This window comes from Cupriavidus sp. FW305-F7 (assembly GCF_058782875.1).
On sequence record NZ_JBYSYC010000016.1, the window covers coordinates 18,686 to 37,311 of the forward strand.

An 18,626-nucleotide genomic window follows, 5' to 3' on the forward strand; every position below is an offset into this window, starting at 1 on the left:
ACTTCACATGGCAAGCCCTCCGGTCCGGTAGCGGACGGAGGGCTTGCATGCCGGCGATAGTCCGGAGTCCTACGTATTTCTACTTCGTTGGTCGTGGTCAATGCCGGCTGAGCTTCCTCAGGCCCGCTTTGGCGGCTTGGCGCTGTACTCGCCAAGGTAACGGTATTTGCCGAAGTAGTAATGCGCCCGGTACCAGCGCCCCTCGATGCGCAGGCCGTTGAGCAGCACACCCTTGACGTCCGCCCCGCTCTGTTTGAGGGCCCGATACGATGCCTGCAGTTCGTTCACGGTGGTCTTCTCGGCGAGCGCCACCAGGAAGACCGCCGCAGCCTTGCCCGCCAGGATGCCGGCGTCGGTGGCGGCCAGGATGGGCGGGGTGTCGATCAGGACCAGGTCGTAGCGCTTGGTGAGTGTGTCGAGCAAGTTCTCCATGGCGGGGCTGAGCAGGACATCCGCCGCATGCGGCGGCTCGCTCCCGGTCGAGATGAAGTCCAGGCCGGGCGCGACCTCTCTCTGCACGACCTGTTCGAACGGCGCGCCCAGCAACAGTTCAGTGAGCCCGGGCGTGCGCTGGGCGCCAAAGCGGCGATGCAGCGATCCGCGCCGCAGGTCGGCGTCAATCAGCAGCACACGCCGGCCGCTGGCGGCGATCGCCGAGAAGTTCGCGCAGATAAAGGACTTGCCGACGCCGGGCGCCGGACCCGTGATGACCACGGTCCGGTTCTTGTTGCCGGCCAGCGCGAACTGCAGGGCGGTGCGGAAACTGCGCAGCGTCTCCACGGCGGGATCGTCCGGCTGCTCGCGTACCAGCAAGCCGCCACCGCTTGCGGCGTCCCGCGTCTGCGCTTCCTGCGGGGCGAAGGGGATCGTGGTGTAGACCACCAGGCCCGTCCTGCGCTCGATCTCGTCGGCGTCCGCGACGCCGCCGTTGAAGGCATGGCGCAGCACCACCGCAGCCAGGCCGGCGATCAGGCCGAGCACGACCGCCAGCGTGGCAATCACCTCGCGGTTCGGGCGGATCGGGCCGAGCGGCACTTCCGCCGCGTCGACCAGGCGCGAGTTGCCCACCTTGCTGGCCTTCATCAGCCTGAGCTGCTGCACATCGTTCAGCAGGGACTGCAGCATTTCGGTGCTGACCTTTACGTCGCGCATCAGGCGCAGCACGTTCTGCTCGACGTCAGGCAGCTTCTGGATGCGGCCCGCCAGGCCGTTGATCTGGGCGTTGACGCTGGCGATCTGGGCGTCGATCAGGGAAATGATAGGGTGGTTGGGCATGAAGCGCGCGTCCAGCTCCTGCCGCTTCTGCCGAAGCTCTTGCAGCTTGGTCTGGAGCTGGACCGACTGGTTCAGCATCAGTTTGGATTCCTCGGGCAGGTCAACCGTGCCGCGCTGGTTGCGCATGGCGTTGTAGCGGTTCTCTGAGGTCTCGACCTGCTGCTTGAGCTGAGGCATTTGCTGTTCCAGGAAGGCCAGCGACTTCTCCGCTTCGGCAGCCTTGCGCAGCACGTTCTGTTCGACATACGCGTTGCCGATCTCGTTGAGCGTGGCCGCCACCATCGCAGGGTCGTCGCCTTCCAGCGAGATGCCGATCACGCCGCTTTGCCTGCCGCGCTCGGTGATCACGAGCTTGCCCTGCAGGCGTGCGATGGCGGTGCTGCGTGGCAGCCGGCGCAGTTCGAACCTGGCGCCGGGGCGTGCGTCGAGCTGGCTCACCAGCAGGCGGACGGCGCCGGCCGGCGTGGCGATCGACAGGGGCGCGCCGACCTTGCCGCTGGCCCTGGCGTCGCCGCCATTGAACGACACCGAATAACCGCCGTTGCCGGTCGCGGTCAGGTCGATCCTGCGGTCTTCCATCGATTCCGGCACCTCCAGCTCCTTGACCGCAATCGATTCGCTGCCCCAGGCATAGCCACCCCAGCCGAACAGGCCCGGGTTGGACAGTTCGCGCTTGAAGTGCGCGATGGTCTGCCCGATCAACGGAAAGTAGCGCGGCTGCGCCTCGACATCCAGATGCAGGGATGCCACGGCCTTGCCCACCACCATGCGCGAACGCAGCAGCTCCATTTCCGCCGTAGCCGCCGGCTTGATGTCCAGCACCGGCGATATCGACGTGGCCAGCTTGCTGGCACCTCCGCCATTGCTCTCTTCCACCTGGACCACGATGTCGGTGCGGTAGACCGGCGAGGCCACCATGGCGTAGAGCAGGCCCAGCGTGACGACGAAGATGGCGACGCCGCAGAACGTCCAACGGTAGCGGACCAGAATGTCGAGGTAGGCGGTCAGGTCGACAGACTTGTCCTGGTCTGCGGCTTCCTCGATCGCGTCATCTCGGTTGGTTATCGTTCTCATGTCGCCTCCCTGTGGCTGTCAATCGACGCAATGGCGTGTTCCTGTTCCAGTTGCGACGACCAGGACAAGATTCCCTGCTTGATCATCTCCAGGACAATGCTGAACATCTGCTGCGAACTGCCGTACGGGTCGGGCACGTCGAGATCCATGCCTTCGCAAAGCCGGAACGTCTTGCCGCGCGACTGCGGGAAGCGCTGTTCGAGCGCTTCCCGCTGGAGGCTCTCCATGACCAGTACCAGGTCGGCGGATTCCACCAGGACGCTATCGACCGCGCGTGCCCGGTGGCCGGCGAGGTCGCAACCCTCGTGGGCCAGCAAGCGCACGGCGCGCGGATCGGCCGCGGCGCCGACAGGCGGCGCGAGCCCGGCCGACGTCACGTCGAAACCGGGCAGGGCGCGGTTGAGCAGCACTGCCGCCATCGGGCTGCGGCAGATATTGCCGAGGCAGACAACGAGGATGGTTCTGGGCATGCCTGTTTCACTCACTTGATCCCTGCCGCAGTGCCGATCAGCGACGTGGACGGCAGCAGCAGGCTCATCACGCGGCTCCAGCGAACCAGGTCGCGGGCGTCGACATAGACCACGTCTTTCGGCTCCAGCTCAAAGCCTTCGGCAATGGCCAGCGCCGCCGGCGAAGTGCCGTCCAGGTGGAACACCGAGGGTTCGCCGTTGGGCGCTTTGCGGATGACGAAGATCTGCTCCGCGTTGGCCGTGCCCGGGTTCACGCCACCGGCGTCACCGAGCGCCTCGTTCAGCGTCATGCGGCCATTGCGCATCAGCAGCGATGTCGGTTTCCCCACCTCGCCGGTCACGAAGATCTTGTTGTCCTCGCGCTGCTCCACGCGCACGATGTCACCGGAGCGCAGCATGATGCGGGCCGGATCGGTGCCCCTTGCCAGCAAGGCCGGGATATTGACGTACCAGCTGCGCTCGCCGCGCGTCACGCGTATGCGGCTGTTGTCGCCGGTCAGGTTCAGCACGCCGCCGGCACGGTTGAGCGCCTCGACCAGCGTCATCGGCGCATCGTCGATGGCGAGCATGCCGGGCGTACGCACTTCGCCGTCGACATAGACGCGCTGGCTGCGGAAGCCCAGCACGCGCACGGTCATTTGTGGATTGCGCACCACGCGGGAGAGGATGCGGGCGGTTTCGTCGCGCACCTGGTTGGCGGTCTTGCCAGCGACCTTGAGCGAGCCGGCATAGGGAAACTGGATGTCTCCCTGTGCGCTCACCACGTAGCCGGGCAGGTTGGAGCCACCGGTCGATGCGGGAATTTCGAAGCTCGCGCCGGGGCTGTAGGTCTGGGTTGGGAAGACCAGTTCGGGGTGGTCCCAGACCACCACTGAAATGATGTCGCCCGGGCCGATCCGGTAAGGCTGCGCCGGGGCATACAGCTCTTCGACGCGCTCATTGGCGGGCTTGATCTTGTGGCGCAGTTGGCGCACCAGATCGAGCGTGATCGGCGTCACGGTGGTGGTCGCGTTGGGCCCGACCGCCTTGACCGGTGCGTTGCTGTCGAAAACCATGCCGGGGGAGGCGGCGCATGCCGTCAGCAGTGCACTGGTCAGGAGAGGCAGCAGCGACGCCGCAGGGCCGCGGCGCCGCGGCTGGTTGGAGCGCTGGATGGCACAGCTGTAGATTGATCTCACGGCGATCTCCTCGCGAAGCGGGCAGGCAACCAGGCCGGTACTTCACCCACGATGCATTAATCGTAGGAATGCCGGCTGAAAGTCTCGGTGCGCTGACACACATTGCTTTCAAGCGAGAGCACCGACTACGGCACGACCGAAAGCAGCACGGCACGGACGGCGGTTCCCCTCCTCCATCAGGAGGAGACGGCCATCTGGATGATGGTGCCGCCACGGCCAGGCTGTAGTCTGCGGGAACACACAGCCGGCACGGCTGCATGTCTGGTCAGCGAATGGAGCATAGGCCACGGCCATGGGGGCAGCCCTGACGGGGCGCCCCGCAGTGTGCGGGGGGCAACAGTGAGCGCGGTTGCTGGGGGGCAGAATACTTAGAATCGGTGCAAGCGCCCGGTCAACCGGGTGGCAGCGCCAGGCGCAGCCGCGGCGACTGAGGTTCAGTGCCGGGAGGCGTCATCAGAACGAAGCGGAGACGGTCCTGGCAAGGCGCGCGGCCCCGGACAGCAACAGTTGTACGGCAGGATCGCGCAACGAAGCCAGCGTGCTTTTGATAGGGGTTCCAACGAAGACCGGCAAGACTGGCAGGTGCGCGCGGCACATCCGGCGGCCCTGCCGGCAACGACTTTTCCGATCTTCTTTCCGGAGAGACCTGGCATGCAAATGCAGATCGCCCGCAATGTATTCTGGCTGGTCTTCGAGCGTGGCCTGCAGGTGGTGTTCGGCATCGTGAGCGTGGCCATGATCGCACGCGCCGTCGGCCCCGAAGGCTTTGCCGAGTTCCAGTACGCTCAGTCGCTGGTGCTGATTGCATCGGCGGTCGCCCTGATCTGTGGCAATGAAGTGGTCATCCCGCGCCTGGTTGCGGACCAGGCGCCGGCCGCGCAACACCGGCTGCTGGCCCATGTATTCGGGCTGCGCGAGATTGCCGCCGTGGTGGGCTACCTGCTGCTTGTGGTGGTCGTGGCAATGACGGAAGACGACGAGGTCATTGTCGTGATCGTTTTCATCACTGGCATCCCCATGCTGTTCCGCGAACCCTTCGGCGCGGTCCGGACCTGGCTGCAGGCGCGTACCGACAGCCGCCCTGCCGTGATCTTCAGCATGGTCGGCCTCGCCTTCCGGATGATTGCGGTCTCCGGGCTCTACCTGGCAGGCACGGACTCCGCGCCGGTCTTTGCCTGGGTGGTGGCGGTGGAGTCGCTGTTGTTTGCCGTGCTGCACGCCCGCTACTACCGCAAGCGCAGCCCCCGCGTGGCGGTCGAGCTTGACTGGTCTCTTGCCAGGAAGCTGTTGCGCGACGGCACGGTGTTCTGGGCGAGCATGATCCTGATGCTCTGCGCCAAGCGCATCGATCAACTCCTGCTCAAGCCGCACATTTCCCTGTTCGAGCTTGGTGGCTATGCCGCCTCCATGCAGGTCCTCGACAACTTCATGATGCTCAGCGCGATCGTCGCGAGCTCGGTGGCGCCGTTGATGATCTACGCGCAGCCGACCTTGACGCTGGTACGGCGCAATGTGCTGTACGTCGTCGCCGGCATGGTCTTCATGGGGGTCGCGGGAGGCGCAGTGCTGGCTTACTGCGCGCCCTGGATCATCGCCCTGATCTACGGCGATCACTATGATGCCGCGGCCAGCCTGCTGCGGCTTTCCGCGATGGCATCCGGGCTGGTGTTCGCTGATGCGGCCCTGTCGCTGCTGGTGATCTACCTGCGCAAGCCGAACTGGCTGGTGGAGAAATGGCTGCTGGTGCTGGGCACCATGATCCTGGTGGATCTGATCGCGATCCCCATCCACGGTGCCCGGGGCGCCGTCTATGGCTATATCGCAGGCAATTTGGTAGCGGTGATTGCCGGCATCGGCTTCTTCATCCGCTCCCGTGAGCCGGTCGCAATGGAGCAGGCGGTGTGACCGGCAGGCGCGCCTGAGGCGGCCAACTCTTGCTTGGGGTTTCGACCATGGAATACGCATCTTCCGCGTGGCATGTCATCAGCGCGACGCTCGTGCTGATGCTGGGCGCACCCGTGGCGGTGAGCATGGGCCGCAAGTTCGGCACCCGGCCGAAATGGGGGCTGTTTCTCTATGTCTGGCACACCATTTTCTGCATCTTCTACGCCAAGCTGGTGATGGAGAGCGGCGGAGACGCCGCGGACTACTTCGAGGCGTCGCTGGCGCCGTCACCCGAGTTTGGCATCGGCACGCGCGCCGTGAGCTACTTCACGCATATCTTTTCCATCTACCTCGGCTTCTCGTACGTGGGGGTGTTCTTTGTCTTCAACATCTTCGGGACGATCGGCCTGCTGGCGTTTGACGCGGTGCTGCGCACGGTGACACAGGACAGGAGCCGATTCCTGCGCAGGCTGGCCGTGGTGATCGTGCTGCTGCCGTCGATCAGCTTCTGGAGCGCCGCCATCGGCAAGGATTCGGTCGCCTTCATGGCCACCAGCCTTGCGCTATGGGCAAGCATGTCCATGCCGCGCCGCAGCTGGCTCATGATCATCGCCATCGCCTGCATGTTCCTGATGCGGCCGCACATCGCGGCGATCATGATCCTGTCGCTCGCTGCCTCAATGGTGTTCTCGGCGAAGGTCCCCTGGAAGTGGCGGGCCGCGCTGGTCAGCGTGGCATTGGCCGCCTCCGCGGCTATCGTGCCGTTCACCATCCAATACGCCGGCCTGGAGATGCCGGCGGACGGCGATTCCATCGAGACCTATGTCGAAAAACGCCAGGGCTACAACCAGCATGGCGGGGGCGGCATCGACATCGGCAGCATGTCGCTGCCGATGCAGCTCTTCACCTATGTCTTCCGGCCCCTGCCGTACGAGGCAAACGGCATCTTCGGCCTGGCGGCGTCGCTGGACAACGTGGTGCTGCTGGTGCTCGCGGTGCTCGGTGTGTGGGGGATGATTCGCCGGCGAGGCGATCGCGTGGTACTGAGGAACGCGGCGTTTCTCTGGATCTACAGCGCCGGCACCTGGCTGATCCTGGCGCCGATGACGGCGAACCTGGGCATCTCCGTGCGGCAGAAGTGGATGTTCGTGCCGATGCTGGTCTGCCTGCTGATCTGCAATGTCAGGGAAAGGCAGGTCAGGCGCCGGGCTTCGGCCGCTGAGTACCAGCCGCTCGGTACCAGCCGCTGAGTTTCAGCCGCTGAGTTTCAGCCGCTTGCCGCCACGTCGGCCCGCCTGGCCATCACCATCATCCGCCGCCCACGCAACAATCCGCGCAGATGGGCGGCGTTGCCCCCTTACCCAGCCCTTGATCCAGTGCTCCGTGCGCGCCTGCCTTGCTGATCTGAGGCGGCTGCGTACTCCCTGTCTCGCGAATCAGTGGGTCGCTCTGATACCTCCACCGGCTTTGCCCTGGCACCAAAGCGGCGATTGATATAAATCCGCATCGGCTTCTCGACGACGAAATGCAGCAGGATGGCGATGCCGACCGTCAACGCCAGCAGCAACGCTGCCTGCGCTACCCCCGGCAGGGCGGCAAGGCTCGCCATCTTGCCCCGCGCGAAGGCGAACATGTATTGCGGAATGCGCTGCACGATATAAATGCAGTAGGAGACCTCGCCGAGGAAGACGAGGCTGCGCAGCGACAGCACGCGGGTAAGAGCATCCTTTTCGTAGGAGAGGAAGAACACCAGCCCGGCCGCGCCGGCGACGAACAGGACATCCAGCCCCAGTCCGACGCCGAGCACGCAGACAGCCAGCGACAGCATGCCGCCAGCGGCGAAACCGTTGTGGCGCGGCATCGCTTCGCGCAGCCGGCAGAGCAGCACCCCCAGCAGGAATTCCGGAACCAGCCGTGCCACGCCGCCGCTCAGCGACAGATGGTCGGGCGCGGTGGCTTCCACTGCCGCGAGGGCCGCCAGGGCCAGGCAGCCGGCCATGGCGATGCGGGCCTTGTTCAGGCGTGGCGCTGCCAGCAGGAACAGCGGGAAGAAGACATAGGCAAACCATTCGGCGCTGACCGACCAGCCGACGTCATTCCACCCGCTCGGCCCGGCGTACTGCCACGCGCCCAGCATCAGCGCTTCCGGCACGAAGCTGGACAAGGTGTAGTTGCCCGTGCCGACGGTGTGCGTATGCAGGCCCAGGTCGCGGACGATCACAGCAAGCGCGAAGGCGAGCAGGCAGAAGAGGTAGACCGGGTAGATGCGGGCGATCCGCGCCACGATGAACTTTTTCCACTGCAGCTGCTGCCCCGGCGCCGGATCGTAGTTGTAGGCGAGGATGAAGCCGCTCAGGATAAAGAAGCCGTCGACGCCCAGGTAGCCATGATCGAAGTACGTGCTGGTGAAGCCGATGTTGAAGAGCATGGCGTCCTGCTCGTAGACATGGAAATAGTGCCTGCACAATACCCATAGGGCCAGGAACAGCCGCAGGCTGGTGAGTGGCTTGAATTGTTGCATCGAACGCTCCCGTTTCTGTCAATGCCGAAGCCGGCTGGTGGCCGGTCTGATAGTCGTGGGTCTGCGCCTGTTGCTTCCGTCACCGCCGCACGCCGGCCTCGGCTGGCGATGTACCGCCTGCAGGCGCAGAGTGCTAATCGGCGGGGCTTTTCGCCTCCTGGAACGCCGCCGCCGGAGGATGCGGTAAGACCCCGGTGCGGCTCTCGGCCAGGGGCTGCGGCACGGCGGGCGCATCGAAGGCACGGCTGCCGCCTTCCGCGGCGTGGCACCGGCTGATATGCCGCGCGATGCGGGGCGCGGCATACTTGGCGCCATAGACAAAGCGCAGTACCGGCCCAAAGCTCAGCGCCGACGCCGGTCCGGTGATATAGAGTCCCGGCATGGCGGATTCGAAGTTGCGCGACACGTCCGACCAGCCATCGACGAGCGACAGCGCGCTGACGATTTCCGGCGACAGGAAGGCATGCCTGGCCAGGTCGACCTTGAACCCGGTGGCGGCGACGACGTGGTCGCCGGTGATGGTTGCCGGTCCGTTCTCACCGTTTACCTCCAGCACCACCTCGTCGTTGCGGATCGCGACGTGCCGGACCGTGGTGTTCATCCGGAGCTCGATCTTGCCGGCCACCCGGTCACGCAGCCACCACGCCCCGGAGGGGCCGAACGAGGCCTCGGCGATGCGCTTGCGCGTTCGCTGCCCGACGCCCCGGAACAGGTACGGGAACTCAGACAGGACATAGGGATACCAGCCCTGGGCCAGCCCGCCCTCGGGACGCAGCATGCGCGACAGCAGGCTGCGTCCGACCTCCGGATCTTCGTTCCAGGAAATGATGCCGCCCCGGACCAGCACACGGACATGGGCGCCCAGTTCGTTGAACAGTGCCGCCAGGCCAAGCGCCGACTGCCCGCCGCCGACGATCACGATGCGCTTGCCCCGGGCCCATGCCAGGTTGCCGATCTCACCTGAGTGCAGCACATGCGGCCTGGGCAGCCCCTGCAGCACCTTCGGCGTCTGCTCGAACCCCTTGAGCCCGAGGGCGACCACCACGCGCCGTGCGGCCAGGGCGCTCCCGTCGCTCAGGGACAGGAGGAAGCCGTCGTCCTGGCGGCGCAACTCCGTGACGTCCACCGGGCGGACGTGGCCAACGAGCTGCGACTGGAACCAGAGCCCGTACTCGACAAACCGTTCAAGCGGCAGGCGCATGCCGATGGGGGCATAGGGCAGGTGCATGAGGCGGCAGTAATCCTCCAGCCGGTAGCCGGCGTGGGGCGCGTACAAGTCGGAGGCGAAGGCCTCCGATCGCATCAGCATCCCGGGCGGCATGAAATTGCGCCAGGCCAGCATGGGTTCCCCCAGCACCTGGTGGGGCACGCCGGCGTCGCTGAGGTGGGCCGAGATCGACAGTCCATACGGGCCAGCCCCGATAATCGTAGTGTCTGTGGTCGAGATCATTGCTGTTCCTGTTGGACCTGGTCGCGGCGCGTGGAAGGAAACCAGCCGCTCCAGTGCAGCAGGAAGCGGTCGAGCGGCATGCTCAGGCAGTAGTGTTGGATGGCAGGCAGCGGGTCATCCCAACGGAAATAACCGTCGAAAATTCGCGCGCCGTGGGGCATCAGGCTGCGCGGCGCGGAACGGAGGAAGGTCGCGCGCCAGACCGCGCCGCCGGGCGGGGGCGTGGCCGCCGGCAGGTCGGGCAGGCCCAGTTCATGCCGGTAGGCCGCCAGCGGGATATTGACCCCGCACAGCGTGGCGATCTCCTCCTGCCAGTCGATCCGCCCGACGGTCGGCTCGATCATCACGAAGCGCCGGTGGATCTCGTCCCACTTGTATTCCATGCTGCCCATGCCGTAGAAGCTGGCGCGCTCGGCGAAGGCCAGCGTGATCGGCTCCAGTTCCTCGCTGGCTTCGGGGGCCGCAACGCAGACGGCGGTGCTGCCGATTTCCGGCGGCCAGCAGGCGAGCTTCCTGCCCGTGAACACCGCCGCGGCCTTGCCATCCATGCCGCGGTAGAAGAGCGTGAAATGGATATTGCTCTGCGGGCCTTCGATCCATTCCTGCGCTACGATGCCGCCAGGGGTGCGCAGCATGGCGCGGGCGTGGGCTTGTCCCTCGGCAAGCGATTGCACGCGGATTGCGCGCTCCTTTTCCCCGGTCAGGGCCTGGCGCTTGTCGTCGGGCTTGATCACGGCGGGATAGCGCAGGCCGGACAGCAGGGGCACGTCGAGTTGTCCGTTCATGATGACCGTGCGCGGCACCGGGAAGCCGTTCTCTTCGGCAAAGCAATGGAAGGCCGACTTGCTGCTGAGCATGCGCACGCCTTGCGCCGGCGGCACGCAGAACCGGAACCATTCCGACAGCTCATCCCGGTTTTCCGAGACGCTGTGCACGGCATCCTCGTCGGTCAGGAACAGGACGGGCCGCTGGCCGAGACGCCGGGCCAGCGCAATCAGGTCTTCGGTGAATTCGCGCCCGACCAGGCTTCGAATGATGTGCCGGCGCGCATGGCGGGACCAGGACGCCGGCGTGGTGTGCCCGGTGTCTGCCAGGAGGACGGGAATCCCCTTGCCCGCCAATGACCGCACTAATCCAAGCCCGCCGAGTTCGCCGCCGACGACTACCGCCGCGGTTGTCTCTGCCGGATCCAGCGTGCTTTTCATCATGATTTCCGGGAAGTGTTAGGCGCTGCACTGAGGCCGGAAGGGGCCAGAAAAAGGGCAGGAAGGGGGTGCCTGGCGAGGTCCGCACGGTCTGCCCGTCGCGTCGATACCGGTGCCCGGCATGCGCACAAGTCGACGAATGCAATCTAGATCGATGCACATGGCTTATCCGTACGAGGACACACACACCGTTTGAAACATCCAGCACGGTCCTGCCGTCCTGTCGACACGGGTGCCGGCAATGCGCACCGGGTCGGCACTGGCAAGCTACCGCGACGCAAACGGGTGATCCGTACGGGGGCACACACATGCCGGCTTTTCCAACACTCGCGCACGGCAGCCGGCGTCACCACAGGCCGGCTACCTACCGAAGGATGATTGCGGCTCCGCCCTAAGGCTAATGTCGGGGCGCTGCATCCCGGCGCCAAATACCAGGAGCCATTGCACCCGATCGCCAGGGAGGAAGACATGTCCTGTCTGTTGCCAGAGACCGCCGCGCGGGAGAGCCTGGTCATCATGGTCACTACAACCGAGCCCGCAGGCTGGGAGCGGTTGGTGGTGCAGCGTCTGCAAGCCTCGGGCACGTGCCGAGTGGTCGAGCGCGCGCTTGGCGCCATGAACGCGCTGGAGGAAGCGAGCGGCACTGCCGATCGGGCGAAGGCGCTGCAGGCGGGCGGGCCGGTGACCGCCATCGTCGACCTGACCGGCAGGCTCGATACCGGCTGGAGCCGCCACGCCGCAGAGGGCGTGTGGCGCCTGTGCGACGCGCGCGGCCTTGCCCCGGGCGACCCGCACCACGGCCTGGAGACCCACGCCAGCGGTGCCGGCATCCGCCTGCACCTGGTGGCCTGGACGCCCTCGCATGCGGTCATGGTCGATACCGCGTCCGGCTATGCCGAACCCTGCGAGAAGGTTCGCCCCGAACGGCTTGCCGTCATGGGTGCGTCGCTGCTTGACGGCGCCCTGCGCGAGATCCGCGCCCTGGGTGGACTGTCGGGGCGCCAGGCGTGGACGGGGTGCCATGGCCGCGTGCCGGCATGGCGGCGCCTGCTCTGGCGCCTGCGCGCCCTCGGCAGTCACGCCATCATCCAGCTCAAGGGATTCGTGCTGGTGGAGGAATGGATGGTGGGCATCGTCGAGATGGCGTTTGCCGACGCCGTGCGCGCGCAGCGCCTGCCGGTGCGCTGGCTCGGCACTCGCATGCCGTCGTACTGCTGGGCCGATCCTTTCGGCGTGCCCGGCAGTCCGGACGAGATCTATTGCGAGGAAGTCGACTTGCGGCAGAACATTGGCCGCATCGTCAGGCTCAAGCTGGACGCGCACGAGGCGCCGTCCAGCGCGGGGCAGGTCGATCTCGGGCTGCCGGGGCACCTGTCGTTCCCGTATCTGTTTCGCCATGACGGGGCGCTGTACTGCGTGGCGGAGTCTTCGCAGAGCCGGCGCTGCGTGCTGAACCGGCAGGAGGAAGGCGGGCGCTGGCAGCAGGTCGCGGTGCTGCTGGAGGACGTGGCCGCAGTCGACCCGACCATCTTCGCGCATGAAGGCCGTTTCTGGCTGTTGTACACCGACGTCGCGATGGGGCAGTTCGACAACGTATGCCTGTGCTATGCGGATAACCTGCTCGGCCCCTGGCAGCCGCACCCGCAGAACCCGGTCAAGTTCGACCACGGCTCGGCGCGCGCGGCCGGCTCGGTCATGCGGGAAGCAGACGGGCTGCTGCGAGTGGCGCAGGTCTGCAAGACCGGCTACGGGCAGGCCATCGCCGTCAACCGCATCGTGCACTGCACGCCCGAGTTCTATCGGGAGGAGACGGTGGGGGTCATCAGCCCGGCGGGGGATCGTGTCAACCCGCACGGCTTGCACACCTTGTCGGCGTGGGGCGGGCGCGTCGTGGTGGACGGCAAGCGCCATGGTTTCAATGGCGGCGTGCTGTGGCACAGGATCGTGTCGCGCGCCGCCCGCGCCTTGCGCCTGCCGCTGCCTACTCGAACCCCATCTCGCGCAGCATCACGGCGTTGACCTTGCGCACGTCGTACTTGGACTCGGCGATCTGACGCGAGCGCTGGCCCATGCGCACGACTTGCTCCCAGTCCTCGATCAGCTGCATCATGGCCTGCTCCAGCGCGCCCACGGACTTGACCGGCACCAGCAGGCCGTTGTCGCCGTCAACCACCGTCTCGCGGCAGCCTGGCGCATCGGTGGTGATGATGGGACGGCCCATCGCCATGGCTTCCAGCACAGAGCGCGGCGTGCCTTCACCGTAGGAAGGCAGCACGTAGACGTTGCAGCCGGCAATGGCGGGGCGCACGTCGGACAGGCGGCCGAGGAAGTCGACGGTTCCGTCCGCGACCCATGCGTCCAGCTCGTCCTGGGCGATGGCGTCGGGGCTGGCATCGATCCAGCCCACCAGGCTGAAGCGCGCACCGGCGCCCCGCGCCCGGATTCTTCGCGCGGCCTCGGCATACTCGCGCACGCCCTTGTCGCCCAGCAGGCGGGCGATCAGCAGGAAGCGCGGGCCGTCGTCGGGCAGGGGCGCGACCTCGAAGCTCGCCACGTCCACGCCGGAACCATTGACAATGCACGAACGCTTGCCGGCCGGCAGGATTTCCGCGCGGCGGAACAGCGCCTCGTCATCGGGATTCTGGAAAAAGGTCGTATGGGCGCGGCTGAGCGCCAGCGCGTAGAGCCGCTGCACCACCGCGCGCAGCCGGCTTCTGCCGCTGTCCTCGCGAAAGGCATAGCCCAGCCCGGTGATCAGCGCAAAGCGGCGCGGCACGCGCGCCAGCCAGCCCGCCAGCATGCCGTAGATCACCGGCTTGATGGTGTAGCTCATCACGCAGGCGGGCCTGACCCGCCGCATCAGCCGATGCAGGGCGAGCAGCGTGCGCGCGTCGGCCAGCGGGTTCATCCCGGTACGCTGGAGCGGGACGTGATGCACGACCACGCCACGCGATTCCAGCGCGGCGCGCACCTGGTGCCCCGCTGGCAGGTCGGGCGCGGCGATATGCACCTCCAGGCCCTTTTGCTGCAGCGCTGCGATGAGCGGGCCGCGAAACGCGATCAGTGACTCGGCATAGCTGGCGATCATCAGGAAACGCATGCGGGACTCCTTTCCTGTGCGGTCTGGTGCGCGAGCCATGCCTGGAACATCAGCACGCACCAGAGCTGATGCTGCCAGTTGCGCCGCCCGGAAAGATGCTCGGCCCAGCGCTTGCGTATCGGCTCCGTGTTCAGGTAGCCCTCGCGCCGCAGGCGCCGGGGATCGATCAGGTCCTCGGCCCAGTCGCGCAGCGGCCCGCGCAGCCACGCGTCGATCGGAATGCCGAAGCCCATCTTGGGCCGCTCGATCAGCGTGCGCGGCACATAGCGGTCCAGCACCTGGCGCAGCACCCATTTGGTGGTATAGCCCCGTGCTTCCCTGCGCAACTTGTACGCCAGCGGCAGGCGCCACGCGAATTCGACCACGCGGTGGTCGAGGAACGGTATGCGGGTCTCAAGGCTGTGATGCATGGCTGCGCGGTCGACCTTGGCCAGGATGTCGTTGGGCAGGTAGCTCAGCATGTCCAGCGCCATCATCCGCTCCACGTCGGTCAAGGCGCTGAAGGCCTGCGCGCTGCCGTCCAGCACCGTGGCCGCCTCCGCGCCGCCGACGACGAGCATCTCCGGGTGGGGCCAGTGGGACACCATGCCGCGGTACAGCTCGGCCGACGAGCGCGCCGCCATGACGCCGGCGCCCTTGTGGATCTTCTCGCCCACATTGGCCCAGCGCGAGGCGACGGGGAACGCGGCTGCGATCCGGTTGATGCGGTCTGGCGGGCATCGTGTCAGGCTCCATGCCGCAGCTGCCCGTAGCGGGGCGGGAATGCGCGAGAGCCGGGGCCACAACTCGGCCGTGATCTGGTAGCGGTTATAGCCGCCGAACAGTTCGTCGCCCGCGTCGCCGGAAAGCGAAACGGTGACATGCCGCCGCGCCAGCTCGCTGACCAGCAGCGTCGGAATCTGCGAAGAGTCGGCGAATGGTTCGTCGTAGATCCGGGGCAGGCCGGGGATGACCGCCATCGCATGTTCGGGCGTGACGTACAGCTCGGTATGGCTCGTGCCAAGATGCCGCGCCACCGCCTTCGCGTGTGGGGCTTCGCTGTAGTCGGAATTATGAAAGCCAATGGAGAAGGTGCGGATAGGCTGCGACGATTGCGACTGCATCAATGCCACCACCGTCGAGGAATCGATCCCGCCGGACAGGAAGGCACCGAGCGGGACGTCCGCCATCATCTGGCGGCTTACCGCATCACGCAACAGCATCTCCAGCTGGTCCACGGCTTCGTCCGGGCTCCCGGCGAAAGGATGCTGAACGCCGTCAAGCGCGGCCTCGGCACCGGACCAGTAGGGCCGCAGCACGGGCTCAGGCGCCCCCAGCGAGACCGTCAGCAGATGCGCCGGCGGCAGCTTGGCGACATTGTGGTAGATCGAATGGCTGCCGCTCACATTGTTGTGGCGCATATACAGGCACAGCGCGTCGCGGTTGATGCGGCCCTCGAACGCCGGGTGCGGGCGCAGCGCCTTGAGTTCCGACCCGAACAGGAAGGCACGGCCCCTGCCGGTTGCCTGCCAGCCGTAGTAGAGCGGCTTTTCGCCGAGCCGGTCGCGCGCCAGTGTCAGCGTGCAGGTCCGCCGGTCCCACAGCGCAAACGCAAACATGCCCACGGCGCGCCGGACCGTGGCCTCGGCGCCCCAGGCGTCGATGCCGGCAAGCAGCGTTTCGGTGTCGGAGTGGCCGCGCCACCGGGGCGCGACGCCGGCACGCTCCAGCTCGGCGCGGATGTCCAGGTGGTTGTAGATCTCGCCGTTGAAGGCAATGACATGGCGGCCGCTGGCGGCGGTCATGGGCTGGTGTCCGGCCGCGGACAGATCGACGATCGCCAGGCGGCGGTGGGCCAGCCCGAACGGCTGGTCCGGATCGCACCAGGTGTCGCCATGGTCCGGTCCGCGGTGGCGGATCTGGTTGGCCATGTCGGCGAGCAAGTCCGCCCGGTCGGCGAGGGTGGCGGGCAAGCCGCCAAGAAATCCTGCAATTCCGCACATGGCTATGTCCCGGTTGTGCTCAGGCGTTCAGTGCCTGCTGCATCTGCACGTACCAAGGCATCGCCTCGGCCAGCCCGTCGCGGACGCGGTGGGTGGGCAGGTATCCCAGCAGGCGTTGTGCCTTGCCGATGTCGGCCTGGCTGTGGCGCACGTCTCCGGCCCGGAAGCCGCGATAGACCGGCTCGGTGCCGGCGGCGACGCCGTAGGGCCGCAGCCCGTCGCGAAGCAGCTCGAACAATGTGGCCAACGTGGTGCGGTCGCCGACCGCCACGTTGTAGACCTGGCTGTCCCCCTCGCAGTGGTCGCTGGCGGCGGCGAGCAGGTTGGCCTGCACGGCGTTCGCGACGTAGCAGAAATCGCGGCTGGTTTCTCCGTCGCCGTTGATGTAGACGGCCTCGTGCCGTAGCAGGGCTGCGATCCATTTGGGAATCACCGCCGCATAGGCACCATTGGGATCCTGGCGCGGCCCGAACACGTTGAAGTAGCGCAGCCCAGTGGCATGCACGCCGTAGCATCGGTGGAAGACGTCGGCATACAGCTCGTTGGCGTACTTGGTGACCGCGTAGGGGCTCAGCGGCTTGCCGATGCGGTCTTCCACTTTCGGCAGGCCCGGGTGGTCGCCGTAGGTGCTGCTGCTCGCCGCATAGACGAAGGTACTGACCTGCGCGTCGCGGGCGGCGACCAGCAGGTTCAGGAATCCGCTGATATTGACGCTGTGAGTCGCGATTGGGTCTTCCAGGCTGCGCGGCACGGAGCCGAGCGCCGCCTGGTGCAGCACGAAGTCCACCGGGTACAGGCCGTTGGCTGCGCCCTCGCGCCCGGGCGCGCAAAAGCGCATGGCGCTGCGGCAGTGCTCGAGGTTGCGGATATCGCCTTCGATAAAGCGGAAATTGGCCCACTGCCGGGGCGACACCAGCGCCTCGACCTCGATGAGGTTGCGGCGGTGCCCGGTGGAGAAGTTGTCCAGGCCGACCACGCGCTGGTCGAGGCGCAACAGCGTTTCCAGCAGGTTGCTGCCGATGAATCCGGCGACGCCGGTGACAAGCCACGTGCGCGGCGTGGCGGCCAGGCGGGCCTTGAGGTGCGCGTAGGCGTTCTCTTGCATGGGGACGGTGGTTCCGTTGCGCCGCTTCCGGCGGGTTTTCCGTGCGTGACCGCAAGGCGGCTACAGGCGTGCGTCGATTTCGCTCCTCGGCAGGATGCCCTTGACGTCGAACAGCACCGCATGCGCCTTGCCGAGAGCCTTGATCGCCCGCACGCCCATGGTGACGAACTGGTGGTGCGCGACCGCCAGCACGATGGCGTCGTACTGGTCGTTGCGCGGGGCCTCGCGCAGGCAGGACAGGCCGTATTCGTGCTCGGCGTCTTCGATATTGATCCACGGGTCGTAGACATCGACCTGAGCGTTGTAGCTGCGCAGCGTGGTCACGATGTCCACGGCCTTGGTGTTGCGCACGTCCGGGCAGTTCTCCTTGAACGTCAGGCCGAGCACCAGCACGCGGCTGTCGAGCACCGGAATGCCCCGGCGCAGCATCAGCTTCACCACCTCGTCGGCAACGTGGATCGCCATCTTGTCGTTGATGCGCCGGCCTGCCAGGATGACCTGCGGGTGATAGCCGACCTCCTGCGCCTTGTGCGTCAGATAGTAGGGATCGACCCCGATGCAGTGCCCGCCGACCAGGCCCGGGCGGAACGGCAGGAAATTCCACTTGGTGCCGGCGGCCCGCAGCACTTCGAGCGTGTCGATGCCCAGCTTGTGGAACAGCAGGCTGAGTTCGTTCATCAGCGCGATGTTGACATCGCGCTGGGTGTTCTCGATGACCTTGGCCGCCTCCGCCACGCGGATGCTGCTGGCGCGGTGCGTGCCGGCCACGATGATCCTGCCGTAGAGCTTGTCGATGGCCTCGCTCGCCTCGGGCGTGCTGCCGCTGGTGACCTTGCGGATATCCGGCAGCCGGTGCTCCTTGTCGCCGGGGTTGATGCGCTCCGGGCTGTAGCCGCAGAAGAAGTCCACGTTGAACTTCAGGCCGCTGTGCCTCTCCAGCACCGGCACGCAGATTTCCTCGGTGGCGCCCGGGTAGACGGTCGATTCGTAGATCACCACGGCGCCCGGCGCCATCGCCCTGCCCACGGTCTCGCTCGCCAGGATCAGCGGCGTCAGGTCGGGGCGCTTGGCCCGGTCCACCGGTGTGGGCACGGTCACGATAAAGACCTGGCAGTCCCTCAGCGCTTCGGGATCGTTGCTGTAGCGCAGGTGGTGCGCGCTGCGCAGCTCGTCCGGGCTGACCTCCAGCGTGGCGTCGTGGCCGGCGCGCAGTGCTTCGATGCGTGCGGCATTGACGTCGAAGCCCAGCACGGGCTGCTGCTTGCCGAACTCCACCGCGAGCGGCAGGCCGACATAGCCCAGCCCTATGATGGCGACTTGTGCGTGACTGAGTTCCATGACCGTGATCTTCCGAGTAGTCGAGCCTGTCGTCGTCGGCATGG

At 66.6% G+C, this 18,626-nt stretch carries 13 protein-coding genes; 3 read left to right on the top strand and 10 right to left on the bottom strand.

All coding sequences use genetic code 11. The annotated features are described in order from the left end of the window. Nucleotides 1–117: 117 nt before the first annotated feature. Genes AC3WL8_RS16650 through AC3WL8_RS16660 form a run of 3 tightly spaced genes read right to left on the bottom strand, consistent with a single transcriptional unit; the run spans nt 118 to nt 3,997 of the window. On the bottom strand, nt 118–2,349 hold the full coding sequence (locus AC3WL8_RS16650; RefSeq protein ID WP_211979518.1) for a polysaccharide biosynthesis tyrosine autokinase: 2,232 nt from the start codon (nt 2,347–2,349) through the stop codon (nt 118–120). Then, nucleotides 2,346–2,819, bottom strand: coding sequence for a low molecular weight protein-tyrosine-phosphatase (locus tag AC3WL8_RS16655; protein WP_013951738.1), 474 nt, complete (start codon nt 2,817–2,819; stop codon nt 2,346–2,348). Before AC3WL8_RS16655 ends, AC3WL8_RS16650 begins: the two co-directional genes overlap by 4 nt. Nucleotides 2,820–2,830: 11 nt before the next feature. Further along, the gene (locus AC3WL8_RS16660; protein WP_211979519.1) at nt 2,831–3,997 is read right to left on the bottom strand and encodes a polysaccharide biosynthesis/export family protein; all 1,167 of its coding nucleotides are present in this window, start codon (nt 3,995–3,997) and stop codon (nt 2,831–2,833) included. A 651-nt stretch (nt 3,998–4,648) separates the two neighbouring features. Here AC3WL8_RS16660 and AC3WL8_RS16665 point away from each other — a divergent pair. Further along, complete coding sequence (locus AC3WL8_RS16665; protein ID WP_013951740.1) at nt 4,649–5,902, top strand: oligosaccharide flippase family protein; 1,254 nt, start codon at nt 4,649–4,651, stop codon at nt 5,900–5,902. 47 nt (nt 5,903–5,949) lie between these two features. Beyond that, complete coding sequence (locus tag AC3WL8_RS16670) at nt 5,950–7,131, top strand: hypothetical protein (RefSeq protein ID WP_153954309.1); 1,182 nt, start codon at nt 5,950–5,952, stop codon at nt 7,129–7,131. Nucleotides 7,132–7,238: 107 nt separating this feature from the next. Here the strand turns inward: AC3WL8_RS16670 and AC3WL8_RS16675 are convergent, their stop codons facing one another. The 3 genes from AC3WL8_RS16675 to AC3WL8_RS16685 form a co-directional block, all read right to left on the bottom strand. Next, nucleotides 7,239–8,402 carry an acyltransferase family protein gene (locus AC3WL8_RS16675; RefSeq protein ID WP_013951742.1) on the bottom strand — a complete coding sequence of 388 codons (1,164 nt, stop codon included), beginning with the start codon at nt 8,400–8,402 and terminating at the stop codon, nt 7,239–7,241. A gap of 133 nt (nt 8,403–8,535) precedes the next feature. Next, on the bottom strand, nt 8,536–9,852 hold the full coding sequence (locus AC3WL8_RS16680) for an NAD(P)-binding domain-containing protein (RefSeq protein ID WP_492378460.1): 1,317 nt from the start codon (nt 9,850–9,852) through the stop codon (nt 8,536–8,538). Then, nucleotides 9,849–11,060 (bottom strand): carboxylate--amine ligase, encoded by a 1,212-nt coding sequence (locus AC3WL8_RS16685; RefSeq protein WP_153954311.1) that lies wholly within the window; start codon nt 11,058–11,060, stop codon nt 9,849–9,851. Before AC3WL8_RS16685 ends, AC3WL8_RS16680 begins: the two co-directional genes overlap by 4 nt. Before the next feature lie 465 nt (nt 11,061–11,525). On the opposite strand from AC3WL8_RS16685, the gene AC3WL8_RS16690 reads away from it, so the two are divergent. Next, entirely contained in the window at nt 11,526–13,076 is a 1,551-nt protein-coding gene (locus tag AC3WL8_RS16690; protein WP_492378461.1) for a glucosamine inositolphosphorylceramide transferase family protein, read from the top strand. Here AC3WL8_RS16690 and AC3WL8_RS16695 read toward each other — a convergent pair. The 4 genes from AC3WL8_RS16695 to AC3WL8_RS16710 are packed head-to-tail and all read right to left on the bottom strand — an operon-like array spanning nt 13,039 to nt 18,582. After that, on the bottom strand, nt 13,039–14,157 hold the full coding sequence (locus tag AC3WL8_RS16695) for a glycosyltransferase family 4 protein (RefSeq protein WP_013951746.1): 1,119 nt from the start codon (nt 14,155–14,157) through the stop codon (nt 13,039–13,041). The two genes, AC3WL8_RS16690 and AC3WL8_RS16695, sit on opposite strands and share 38 nt — an antisense overlap. Beyond that, nucleotides 14,145–16,139: an asparagine synthase (glutamine-hydrolyzing) gene (asnB, locus tag AC3WL8_RS16700; protein ID WP_492378462.1), complete on the bottom strand. Its 1,995-nt coding sequence runs from the start codon at nt 16,137–16,139 to the stop codon at nt 14,145–14,147. Before asnB ends, AC3WL8_RS16695 begins: the two co-directional genes overlap by 13 nt. Nucleotides 16,140–16,158: 19 nt before the next feature. Continuing rightward, complete coding sequence (locus tag AC3WL8_RS16705) at nt 16,159–17,244, bottom strand: NAD-dependent epimerase/dehydratase family protein (RefSeq protein WP_013951748.1); 1,086 nt, start codon at nt 17,242–17,244, stop codon at nt 16,159–16,161. Nucleotides 17,245–17,304: 60 nt separating this feature from the next. After that, entirely contained in the window at nt 17,305–18,582 is a 1,278-nt protein-coding gene (locus AC3WL8_RS16710; protein ID WP_041228496.1) for a nucleotide sugar dehydrogenase, read from the bottom strand. Nucleotides 18,583–18,626: the final 44 nt, after the last annotated feature.